Here is an 11,667-nt window from a genome sequence, read left to right as displayed (position 1 = left end):
AATGACTATGTGATTTCTCGCATGGCCACTTGTGATGCTGATAATCTTTGTGACTATCAGTCCGTACTCACAAGCACCCACACGAATTGCTTGATTCGATTTGTTAAAGAGCGTTTGGTCAAGAGCGTTTCGTCTCAACCGAGGCGCGCATTCTACGCTTTCCTCAGAGCCTGTCAAGCGCTTATTTTGAAGTTTTTTGAAACCGCTTTCTTTTAAAAGCCTTCAACTTCAACAACTTACGCCTGCCTCGTTGCGTTCAACGCTGCGAGGAGGCGAATAATACGCGCTTTGAAATCAGAGTCAACACCTTGATCTGAAAAAACTTTAGATAGTCGTCTGCAGCGGCCTGGCAACTAAATGCATGCTGCACCGCTCTGTAGAGAATCCCACATTGGAGCGTAACGACCATGAGCGATGCGCAGAGCGAAAAGACCCCTGGCCTTTCGGCGGACGAAGAGAAGGAAGTCAGCCATAACCAGCCGCCGCGGGCTGCGGTACTGCACGAGATCATTCGATACCAGGGCGACCAGGAACTGGAGCGCACACTCGCTGCACTCTGGTGGTCTGCCCTTGCCGCCGGCCTGACCATGGGCCTGTCACTGATGGCCATGGGGCTGTTCTATGCACGGTTGCCCGAAGGCGGGAGCGCCCAGGTCATCGCCAGCATTGGCTACAGCGCCGGCTTTCTTGCGGTGATCCTGGCACGCCAGCAACTGTTTACCGAAAACACCCTCACCGCCGTGCTGCCGGTCATGACCACGCCAAGCCTGGCCAACCTCGGGCGCTTGCTGCGGCTGTGGGGAGTAGTGCTGCTCGGCAACCTGGCAGGCACCTTGCTGGTGGCCTGGGTAATGCTCGAACTGCCGATCTTCGACAGCAAGACCGACGTGGCCTTCCTCGAAGTCGGGCGCAAAGTCATGCAGAACGACATCAGCCAGATGTTCGCCAAAGGCATCGTTTCGGGTTGGATGATCGCCACAATGGTCTGGATGATCCCGTCCATGGAGCATGCCAAGATCTGGATCATCCTCATGATCACCTACCTGATGGCGCTGGGCGACTTCACCCATATCGTCGTTGGTTCGGTGGAAGTGTCCTACCTGGTGTGGGCGGGCGACGAAACCTGGCGCAGCTTCTGGCTGGAGTTCGCCTTGCCGACCCTGGCGGGCAATATCGTCGGCGGCAGTTTCATCTTTGCCCTGATCAGCCATGCTCAGGTGCGCAGCGACAGCGGCAAGCCGCCATCGCAGCTATTAAAAGACGAAGAGCGTCGACAAGGCCGGAATTGAACTCAGCGCGCCGCCAATGCCCGTTCGACCGCCCTGCCCCGCTGATGCGTGGGGTGCGGCTGCCACCAGTTCTGGCCCTCATGGGGAGAGTCGATACTTACCCGTTCGCCCATCTGAGGCGTGCTCAGGCGTACCTGGGCCGCCGCTGCCAGGGCGACAATACGTTCGAACGGCTCCTGCCATCCGTGGATTGAAAGGTCGAAGGTGCCGTTATGGATCGGCAGCATCCAGCGCCCGCGCAGGTCCAGATGTGCCTGCAGGCTTTGCTCTGGTTGCATGTGCACGTTGGGCCAGGCCACGTTGTAGGCACCGGTCTCGATCAATGTCAGGTCGAACGGCCCGAAGCGCTCGCCGATTTCGGCAAAACCCTTGAAGTAACCGGTATCACCGCTGAAGTAGACACGCGTCTGGTCGTCTATCAGCACCCAGGAAGCCCACAAGGTGCGGTTGCTGTCGAACAGGCCGCGCCCTGAAAAATGTTGCGCGGGCGTGGCGACGAAACGCACACCCTCGACTTCGGTTTCCTGCCACCAGTCCAGTTGCACCACCTTTGCCGCAGGCACTCCCCATTCGATCAGCAAGTCACCCACCCCGAGCGGCGCCAGAAAGCGCCCGGCACGCAGGGCCAGTCGGCGTATCGCCTGCTCATCCAGATGGTCGAAATGATCGTGGGACAGAATCACCGCCGTCAGCGGCGGCAACTCATCCAGCCCCAGCGGTGGCGCATGAAAGCGCAGCGGCCCGGCCCATTGCACCGGCGAGGCGCGTTCGGCAAACACCGGGTCGGTAATGAAGTAGCGACCGCGCAGCTTGAGCAATACCGTGGAGTGGCCCAGACGCCACAGGCTGTGGTCCGGTGCATCGAGCACCTGCTGGCGGGTCATCGGCTGCACGCTGATCGCGGTTGCCGGCCGGGTTTCCGGCGGCTTGCGCAGAAAAAGGTACTTGAGGCCGATGCGCAGCTTCTTCAGCACGCCATCCTGCGGCAGGCTGGCCTGGTTGTGAAAACGTCCGTCCCGCTGTGGCGCCGGTTGGTCGCCAGGATTAGCCATGGGAGCCATGAGCAGCAGCACTCCAAGCAAGAGGAAAGGCTTCATGTTACCCCACTGGGATCACATCAACCGTGAATTGGCTTGTAAGGTCATTTTTCGTCGATGAAACACTGTTCGACAATATTCACGTGAGTTATGCGATAAACGGCACCCCAGCAGAAGAACAACGACCATGACGGACAATCGCAGCGGCAAGGGACTTTCTTTCGTCAAACGCATCTACCTGCCGCGTGTCATCGGCCTGGGGATCGGCCTGTTCAGCGTAGCCGCCGGCGTGGCACCGCTGGCACCACCGACCTGGGCCTGGGCGCTGCTACTGTTCAACGGTCTGCTCTGGCCCCATGTCGCCTATCAATGGGCAACACGTTCGGCAGCCCCTTATCAGGCCGAACAACGCAACCTGCTGCTGGACTCGCTGCTGGGTGGCTTCTGGACCGCGGCCATGCACTTCAACCCGCTGCCAACCGTGACCGTGCTGTCGATGATGACCATGAACAACGTGGCCGCAGGCGGCAAGCGCCTGATCGTTCGCGGGGCAATCGCGCAGCTGGCCGGCATGCTGCTGGGTAGCGCATTGCTGGGCACCGGGCTACAGCTGAACGCCACGGCGCTGCAGATCTACGCCTGCCTGCCAATGCTGACCCTCTACCCGTTGGCGCTGGGGTGGGTCTGCTACCGCCTGGCGATCAAGCTGGGAGAGCACAAGCGTCGCCTCAGCGCCCTGAGCCTGACTGACAGCCTGACCGGCCTGCTCAATCATGGCGCCTGGAAAGACCTGCTGCTGCTCAGGTTCCAGGCCTGCCGGCAACAACCGTCCGCTGCCGTGATCGCACTCATCGACATCGATCACTTCAAGACCATCAACGACACCTTCGGCCATGTGGTCGGTGATTGTGTGCTGCGCCAGATGAGCGAGGCGCTCAAGCGCACCCTTCGCGAATCCGACCAAGCCGGGCGTTACGGCGGCGACGAGTTCTGCGTGATCCTGCCCGACGCCAGCGAGGCCCAGGCCTGCCAGGCCATGGAGCGTTTGCGTGAGCACGTCGCCAGCTACCGCAACCCACAGCTGCCGCACCTGCGCATCAGCTTGAGCATCGGCCTGGCGGCTTTCCACGCCGACCTGCAGTCCGCCGAGCACTGGCTGGAGCAGGCCGACAAGGCACTGTACAGCGCCAAGCGCCGCGGGCGCGACCAGATCAATTTCGCCCAAGGCGAGGCCACCGCGCTCAGGCTGGCCTATCCTGACTGAGCCTCCTTGCTGATTGCCCGGCTGGGAGTTGCAGTCAACAAGGAGTCGTTTGCGCATGGCCAGGACCGCCAGCCCTCTCCCTCACCTTCACGTCCGTCGTCTGATCGGCTTTTTCTGCGTGGTGTTCGGCGTCGTCTGCCTGATCACCCTTGGCGCACTGTTCAACATCGCGTCCACCCTCGACCAGCAGGAAAAACAACGCAGCGCTTTCCATGCCAGCCAGACGCTGGAACAACGCCTGCTGGCCTCACGGCAGTTTCTGTCCAGCTACGCCGTGTGGGACGCTGCCTTCGAGCACCTGGCAGGCAAGGTCGACTGGCAGTGGGCCTATGAAGAAAAGAACGTTGGCGAATCGCTGTACAGTGCCAGCGGCTACGAAGGTGTGTTCGTGGTCGATGACCAGCACACCAGCTACGCGCTGTTCAAAGGTGCGCCTACCGAGGCAGCTGCCGGCAGTTTCATCGATGCGCCCCTGCCTGAAATCATCGCGGCCGCGCGCTCAGCCGCCAGCGCCCGCGGGCAGGTCAACCGTTTCGTCCTGTTCAACAACTGGCCGGCGATCCTCAGTGCTGCCGCCGTGCGCCCGGACAAGGACGTCACCGCCGCAGAGGTGAGCCAGGCACCGGTCATGCTGTTCATCGACCAACTGACCGAAGCCAAGCTCGCGCGCCTGGGCGAAGTGGCTGGGCTTGCGCGCATGCATATAGAAAAGAACGAGGAGCCCGAGCCCGGTCGCCAGCAGATTGCCTTGGGCGACACCGGTTATCGCCTGGCCTGGACCAGCCCGATGCCCGGTCGGCAGCTGCTCTGGGCCGTATTGCCGCCCTTGCTCTGCGCGCTGCTGATACTGGGCGTGGTGATGCTCTATCTGTTTCGTCTGGCGTTGCGCAACGCCCGCGTCATCGACCTCAGCCTGCAGCACCTGCAAACGAGCAATCAGGCTCTGGAGGCCAGCGAGCAACGTTTTCGCGCAGTAGCCGAGGCCAGCTCCGACTGGATCTGGGAAACCGACCGACAGCAACGGCTCACCTACCTTTCCCAGCGTTTCGTCAGTGTTACCGGCGACCCGGTCGAGACATGGCTTGGCCAACCCCTCAATCAACTGCTCAGCTGCGAAACCACGCCGTTATCAGCCTGGCTGGATGGGCAGATCGAGGCAGACTCGGAACAACCGTCCAACCTGCGTTGCGCCTACCACGACCACAACGGCCTGAGCCGCTACTGCCGCATATCGGCACGGGCCATCCAGCTCGACGGCAAGCCCGTCGGCTTTCGCGGTACGGCCAGCGATATTACCGACGAAGTCGAGGCCCACGCGCGCATCCAGCACCTGTCGCTGCACGACCCACTGACCGGCCTGGCCAATCGCAACAAGCTGGCCAGGCACCTCGAACAGGCGCTGTTGCGCGGCAGCGACTCACCGCCGCTGACCTTGCTGCTGCTCGACCTGGACAACTTCAAGCCGATCAACGACTCCCTCGGGCATAGCGCAGGTGATACCGTGCTGCAGGAAGTGGCCGCACGCCTGCGCGACACCACACGCGACGTGGACCTGGTGGCCCGCCTGGGCGGTGATGAGTTCGTCCTGGTACTGCAAGGCCTGGATAACCGCAGCGAAATCGACCGCCTCTGCCGGCGCCTGATCGAACTGCTGCAGCAACCCATTGCGTTTGAAAACCAGCAACTGGACATTGGTGTCAGCATCGGCATTGCCCAGACGCGCGAGCCGGGCTTCGATGCTGGCGAGCTGATCCGCTGCGCCGATATCGCCCTGTACCAGGCCAAGGTCGACGGCAAGGGCACTTGGCGCTACTTCGCTGCCGCGATGAACCAGCAGATCCAGTACCGCCGCCAGCTGGAAAACGATTTGCGCCGCGCCCTGAAGAACAACGAGCTCGTCCTCCACTACCAGCCACGCTATCGCCTGAGCGATTTGCGCATCGTCTCGGTCGAGGCCTTGCTGCGCTGGCAGCACCCGCAGGAAGGCCTGCTCGCGCCGGATACCTTCATCCCGTTGGCCGAGCAAAGCGGCCTGATCGTTGCCCTCGGCCGCTGGGTGCTGAGCGAGGCCTGTCGCAGCGCCCGCGACTGGCCCGCCCCTCTGCTGGTTTCAGTAAACCTGTCACCTGCGCAATTCATGCGCAGTGACGTGGTCGCCGACATGCGCGAAATCCTCTTGCAAACCGGCTTTCCTGCTCAGCGGCTCGAGCTGGAAATTACCGAGAATGTGATGCTCAACAACATCGAAGGCGCCCTGGGCACCATGCTCGCGCTCAAGGAACTGGGCGTACGACTGAACATGGATGATTTCGGCACCGGCTATTCCTCGCTGGGCTACCTGCGGACCTACCCGTTCGACAGCATCAAGATCGACAAGCGTTTCATCGCCGGCCTGGCCAACAACACGGGAAGCGACCGCGCCGTGGTACAGGCGATCATCAACCTGGGTGAGGCGATGGGGCTGACGGTGACGGCCGAGGGCGTGGAGACCGAGCAACAATTGCTGGCACTGCAGAACGACCGCTGCCATGAAGTGCAGGGCTTTTACCTGAGCCGGCCTCTGGACAAGGCCAGCTTCGAGCGATTGTTGCAGCTGGAGCCCGGCAGGGCCGCAAACGCCTCTTGAACCGCGGCTCAGCGCAGCGAGCGCTCAGCCACGATTTCCGGAAGGTCACTGCGCCGAAGGTAGATGCGCAACGGCTCGCCAATGTTCAGCCGGTCGTCCACATGCTGCTCCAGCAACAGTGCCAGACGCTCCCGGCACAGCGCCATGCGCGCGTCCTGTTGCGGCCGCCAGACGAACTCGCTGCAGGGGGTGATGCTGTCATCCGCCACGTCCATGCCGAACGCGTCCTCGGAAAACCGCACGATATGGATGCCGCGCTTGCGATGAAAGCCGACAAAACCATTGAGCTGGTCGGCAGCGCTGCAGATGTCTTGGGAAGTGATGGCCATGACGTAACCTCGCAAATGAACGGAAGTGACGCACGCCAGGCAGGTAACGGCCGCCTCTGATGGGCGACGCGCAGTGGGCAGCCTAGCTCATGGGCTCATGGTTGTACCAAGGTTTTCGTTGCCCGGCAGCGGGTCGACCTGCGACGCCAGCAGCCCGCCCAGCCAGCCCATGAAAGCCTGGACACGACGTGGTACATGGCGTTGCCGGGCATACAACAAGGACACCGGCATGGCCTGTGCCTGCCAGCCGTGCATGACCTGTACCAACTCGCCGCTTGCCAGGTGATGCGCGACACCCACTGCGGGCACCTGGATCAAGCCAAGGCCCGCCAGGCATGCTGCCGAATAGGCCTCGGCGTTATTGACCGTGACCGCGCCGCCCATGGGCTGAAAGCACACCTGGCCATCCTGCACATATTCAAAACCGGCACTGCGCGCACCCAGGTTGCGCACATAGTGAACCAGGCGGTGCCCGGCCAGGTCTTCCAGGCGCTGCGGCACCCCGCAACGGGCAAGGTAGGCGGGGCTGGCGCAATTACGCATGCTCAACTGGCCGACAGGCCGCGCCACGACATCCAGGTCGCTCAGCGCACCGATGCGCATCACACAGTCGAACCCTTCACGCAGCAGGTCAACCTGTCGATCGGTGCAACTGATCTCCACCTCCAGTTTGGGAAACCGTGACAAGAACTGCGGCAAGGCTGGAATGATCACCCGGCGGGCCATCATGGTCGGCATGTCGATCCGCAGGCAGCCTGCCAGCTCGGCATCATCGGCACGGAACAGGCTCTCGATCTCGTCCATGCCCGACAGCAAATCCTTGCTGCGCTCATACAGCAGAACACCGTCCTGGGTCGCCTGGACGCGCCGCGTGGTGCGGTTGAACAGGCGCGTGCCGAGTAATTGCTCAAGCGCCCTGACCTGCTCGGATACCGTAGAGCGTGGCAGGCCGAGGCTGTCTGCCGCCAGGGTGAAACTGCTCAATTCGCTGACCCGAACGAACGTGCGCAGCAGTTCCAGCTTGTTCATCTTCACCCCGACTATTCGAAACACACGAACAGTATTTCCGATTCTGCTGGATTTAACAGCCGTAACGCGATCAATAACCTGTCCCTCATCCACCACCCAAGAGGGATACGACATGACTCGCAAGATCGCTCTGATCACTGGCGCCAGCCGTGGCCTGGGCCGCAATGCCGCCGAGCATCTGGCTGCACGCGGTATCGACATCATCGGCACCTACCACAGCAAGGCTGACGAGGCCCAGCAGGTGGCCAAGGCCCTCGAGGCGGCTGGCGCCAAGGCTGTCATGCTGCAACTGGACGTCGCCGACTGCAGCAGCTTCGCCAGCTTTGCCGAACGCCTGGGCACGACCTTGCAGCAACGTTTCGGCCGTGAGCGCTTCGATTTCCTGGTGAACAACGCCGGTATCGGCCTGAATGTGCCGTTCAGCGAAACCACCGAGGCGCAGTTCGACCAGTTGCTGAACATTCAGCTCAAAGGGCCATTCTTCCTCACCCAACGGCTGCTGCCGTTGCTGGTCGATGGCGGGCGAATCGTCAATGTGTCATCCGGGCTCGCGCGTTTTGCACTGCCCGGGTATGCCGCCTATGCGGCAATGAAAGGCGCGATGGAGGTATTGACCCGGTATCAGGCCAAGGAACTCGGGGCACGCGGCATTCGGGTCAATATCCTCGCGCCGGGGGCGATCGAGACTGACTTTGGTGGCGGTGTTGTGCGCGACAACCAGCAGGTCAATGATTTCATTGCCGGTAACACTGCGCTGGGGCGGGTCGGATTGCCCGATGATATCGGCGCCGCCATCGCACTGTTGCTTGAAGAGGGCAATGGCTGGATTACCGGGCAGCGGCTGGAAGTGTCTGGCGGGATGTTCCTTTAAAGCAGAAATTCTGGGGCTGCAAAGCAGCCCCCTGACCATCACTGTTCTATCTGATCCTCATGCACCTGGACGCTGGCGGTCATCCCCGCGCTCAGGTGCACGCCTTCGGGAATCTGGTCCAGCCTGATCCGCACCGGTATGCGCTGCGCCAGCCGCACCCAGTTGAAGGTTGGTTCCACCACCGGCAGCAGCTGGCTGTCCGGGTTGCTGTTGCTGTCGGTGATACCACGGCTGATGCTCTCCACATGGCCCTGCATGGCATTGCCTGCGCCCATCAGCCAGACCTTGACCTCGTCGCCAACCCGAATGCGCGGCAGCTTGGTCTCCTCGAAATAGGCCTGGATGTAGAACGTCGAATCATCCACCAGGGCCATCACCGATTGGCCGGTATTGACATAGTTGCCCTCGGCCAGGCGCAGGTTGGTGATATGCCCGCTACGCGGCGCCCGCACTTCGCTGCGCGCCAGGTTGATCTTCGCCACCTGCAACTGGGCCTGAGCCTCGTGCAGTTCACCACGGGCTACGGCGGCGTTGATCTGGGCGTTTTCGCGCAGCTCGGCACTGATCGCCTCCGGGCCCAAGGCCGTACGCCGCGCCGCTTCACGTTCACGCAGGTGCAACTGCTGAGCGCGGGTTTCAGCCACCGCGCTGGCCTGGTCGAAGGCGGCCTGGAAGCGCTCGCGATCAATGCTCATCAACAGGTCGCCCGCCTTGACCTGCTGATTGTCCTGCACCTTGAGCTCACGCACCCATCCAGACACATCCGGGGCGATCACCACCACATCGGCGCGCACCCTGGCATCACGCGTCCACGGCGTGAGCATGTAGTACTGCCAGAGCTTGAAACCGGCCAGAACGGCAATAGCGACCACGCACAAGGTCACCAGGACACGGACGACAGCACGCATCGAATCACTCCTTACAAAGGCCCCAGCAGGCGAACCACCAGGAACAGCACACAAACGAACAACGCCGTGTCGAACAGCGCTTCATGCCAGATCCAGCGCCCCAACGGTGTGGCCTGCACCAGCAGACGCAGCACGCCGGTCAGCGCCAGCGCCATCAGCACGTAAATCAGGAACGGGCTGAGCAGCACACCACCCAGCTCCCACTCACGCAAGCCCATGCTCATCCTCCTGCGAACGGCACCATTTCCCCCAGCTCTTCTGCAACTGCAGCACCGCACCTTGGGCAAGGCGCAACGGGTCACTGGCCGGCGCTCGTTGCAAAGCCGCTATGAACTGCTCGCTGGCCGCATCCAGGCGCCGCTCGCGGCCAACCGCCGGGCCGGTGGCCAGTGCCGCCTCGACCTGCTGCAGGTACTCGCGCTCGGCAGCCCCCAACGGCACCTGGGCCACCGCCAGGCACATGCGCAGATGCACCAGTTCGTCACCGATATCCAGCCCATGCAAACCGTCATCCCAACGCTTGCGCCCGGTAGCCGGCAATTCGCTGGCATGCCGGGCCAATTGCATCAGTCGGTCGGCCATGCGCCCGCCAAACCAACTGTCGGCACCGCGCAGATCGCGCCGGGTCAGGCGCACCAGGTCATTCTGGGTCGCAGCGCGCAGGCGCCGGCCAAGCCAGGCCGGGTGGCGGAACACCAGCAGGCGGAACGCCAACACGGCGGCGCCCACGCCCACCAACATGGCCAGGGCGCTGTTGAGCATGGTCGCCACCCCGAAGGTCATGGCATTGAGCGGTGATACCAGCACGATGAAGTGCAGGCAATAAGAGGTCGCGGTGGCACCGGTACGCGGATGGGCCATGCCCAGCGCACCAAAGAACAGCGGCACGCCCATGCCCAGGCAGAGCATGGCGAAGCTACTCCACTGCGGCAGGATGATCTGCCCGACCAGGAAGGCCGTCGGGATCGCCAGGAAGATGCCGCGCAAGAAGCTCAGACCGATCTGTGCGCCATTCTCGCGGCTGGCGAACAGGCTGCAGACCACGCAGGTCAGCACCAGGCCGCCCGGCGCCGACGGCCAGGCAGTGGCCAGCCAGAAGCTGCTCATGACCAGGAAGGCCAAGGCACTGCGTGAACCGAACAACAAAGCCAGCGACCAGTCGCGGTGCGCCGCCAGGCCCTGGGCGACATCCTTCGGCGCCCTGCCCGCCTCGACATCGTCCAAGGCCTGGGTAGCGGCCATGGCGAAGTCCAGCAACAGGGCCATGCGTGCCAGGCAGAAGTGCTCGGCAGAGCTGATCTGCTCGTCATGCGCGGCGTCCCAGATGCGCTGGCGCAACACCAGAAGGCTCGGCTGATCAGGTTTGACCAGCAGGGCCCGCAGCTCTTCGAGCCAAGGACCGAGGTGCGCGGTTTCGCGCTCGTCCAGCTGCCGCCACTGCCGACGGACCGAGCGTGAAATGCGCAGCAGCACCATGAGCTTCTGGCTCAACCCGCGAATGGCCTTGGCCCGCAGCCGGCCGCGCGGGCCCTCGAACCAGGCGTGCTCACGCTGGGTATCGATGGCGACTATACGGCCGAGGCTGTCCAGCAACCCTTTGCGCGCTTCATCCTCGCCGCCGAGCATGGCGCTTGCTGCCTGCAGGCCATTCTGCCAGGCCTGACGGGCCTGCCCGGCGAGCTGCTGCTCGACCCGCATGGGCCAGATCAGCGCACTGCTGGCCGTGGCGCAGAAAATACCCAGGCAGATTTCGGTGCAACGTGCCACCGCCTGGTCGAACACCTGCAAGGGATGACTGATGGCAGGCAAGGCGATGATGGCGGCGGTATAGCCCGCCAGCACGAATGAATAGGCCCAGGCGCTGCGCAGCTGTGTGGAGGCCGCGGTGCACAGGGCCAGCCACAACGCCAGGGTGATCAGGAACAGCCAGGGGGCCTGGGCGAACAGGCCGATGAACACCACCGACATCAGCGTGCCGACCAGGGTACCCGCCAGCCGCGCCAGACCCTTCTGCACCACCATCCCGGACAACGGTTGGGCGACGATGAATGCGGTCATCAATGCCCAGGACGGTTGCTCCAGCCCCCAGCGCATGGCCAGCCACAGTGCCAGGCCCGCACCTAGCAGGGTCTTGATGGCGAATTTGATGGCAAGGCTGCTGGGTGCGAAAAGGGCCTGGAAGGTGATGGGCACGTAACGGACCTTGTGAGGGTGTATTGATAAACGATAGACAATGCAGCGAAGGATACTCACGAGACGATTAATTAGCTAGCTAATCATCTTTAACGACAAAAACGCAGGCAAAAAAAAAGGC

General features: G+C 62.6%; 10 protein-coding genes. 4 read left to right on the top strand and 6 right to left on the bottom strand.

Annotated features, from left to right (window positions below):
• Positions 1–407 precede the first annotated feature (407 nt).
• Positions 408–1,289 (top strand): formate/nitrite transporter family protein, encoded by an 882-nt coding sequence (locus tag CQW31_RS19350; RefSeq protein ID WP_054886928.1) that lies wholly within the window; start codon positions 408–410, stop codon positions 1,287–1,289.
• A 2-nt stretch (positions 1,290–1,291) separates the two neighbouring features.
• Here CQW31_RS19350 and CQW31_RS19345 read toward each other — a convergent pair whose 3' ends face one another.
• The gene (locus tag CQW31_RS19345) at positions 1,292–2,386 is read right to left on the bottom strand and encodes an MBL fold metallo-hydrolase (protein WP_082433672.1); all 1,095 of its coding nucleotides are present in this window, start codon (positions 2,384–2,386) and stop codon (positions 1,292–1,294) included.
• 127 nt (positions 2,387–2,513) lie between these two features.
• On the opposite strand from CQW31_RS19345, the gene CQW31_RS19340 reads away from it, so the two are divergent.
• Positions 2,514–3,590, top strand: coding sequence for a diguanylate cyclase (locus CQW31_RS19340; RefSeq protein WP_099815192.1), 1,077 nt, complete (start codon positions 2,514–2,516; stop codon positions 3,588–3,590).
• Positions 3,591–3,645: 55 nt separating this feature from the next.
• On the top strand, positions 3,646–6,216 hold the full coding sequence (locus CQW31_RS19335; RefSeq protein WP_099815191.1) for an EAL domain-containing protein: 2,571 nt from the start codon (positions 3,646–3,648) through the stop codon (positions 6,214–6,216).
• A gap of 8 nt (positions 6,217–6,224) precedes the next feature.
• On the opposite strand, the gene CQW31_RS19330 is transcribed toward CQW31_RS19335, so the two are convergent.
• Together CQW31_RS19330 and CQW31_RS19325 are read right to left on the bottom strand one after the other, a co-directional pair.
• A complete protein-coding gene (locus CQW31_RS19330; protein ID WP_099815190.1) occupies positions 6,225–6,545 on the bottom strand; it encodes a DUF2025 family protein in 321 nt (106 codons plus the stop codon).
• An 87-nt stretch (positions 6,546–6,632) separates the two neighbouring features.
• The gene (locus CQW31_RS19325; protein WP_099815194.1) at positions 6,633–7,574 is read right to left on the bottom strand and encodes a LysR family transcriptional regulator; all 942 of its coding nucleotides are present in this window, start codon (positions 7,572–7,574) and stop codon (positions 6,633–6,635) included.
• 112 nt (positions 7,575–7,686) lie between these two features.
• On the opposite strand from CQW31_RS19325, the gene CQW31_RS19320 reads away from it, so the two are divergent.
• A complete protein-coding gene (locus CQW31_RS19320) occupies positions 7,687–8,445 on the top strand; it encodes an SDR family NAD(P)-dependent oxidoreductase (protein WP_099815189.1) in 759 nt (252 codons plus the stop codon).
• A 38-nt stretch (positions 8,446–8,483) separates the two neighbouring features.
• Here the strand turns inward: CQW31_RS19320 and CQW31_RS19315 are convergent, their stop codons facing one another.
• Genes CQW31_RS19315 through CQW31_RS19305 form a run of 3 tightly spaced genes read right to left on the bottom strand, consistent with a single transcriptional unit; the run spans position 8,484 to position 11,546 of the window.
• On the bottom strand, positions 8,484–9,353 hold the full coding sequence (locus tag CQW31_RS19315; RefSeq protein WP_054886933.1) for an HlyD family secretion protein: 870 nt from the start codon (positions 9,351–9,353) through the stop codon (positions 8,484–8,486).
• A gap of 11 nt (positions 9,354–9,364) precedes the next feature.
• Positions 9,365–9,571 carry a DUF1656 domain-containing protein gene (locus CQW31_RS19310; RefSeq protein WP_054886934.1) on the bottom strand — a complete coding sequence of 69 codons (207 nt, stop codon included), beginning with the start codon at positions 9,569–9,571 and terminating at the stop codon, positions 9,365–9,367.
• Positions 9,558–11,546, bottom strand: a complete 1,989-nt coding sequence (locus CQW31_RS19305; protein WP_054886935.1) for an FUSC family protein — start codon at positions 11,544–11,546, stop codon at positions 9,558–9,560. Before CQW31_RS19305 ends, CQW31_RS19310 begins: the two co-directional genes overlap by 14 nt.
• Positions 11,547–11,667 lie beyond the last annotated feature (121 nt).

The organism is Pseudomonas sp. 382 (genome assembly GCF_002759075.1).
Lineage (GTDB): Bacteria > Pseudomonadota > Gammaproteobacteria > Pseudomonadales > Pseudomonadaceae > Aquipseudomonas > Aquipseudomonas vlassakiae.
The sequence above is the reverse complement of the archived record's forward strand: the minus strand, read 5'-3'. Positions and strand labels throughout refer to the sequence as shown.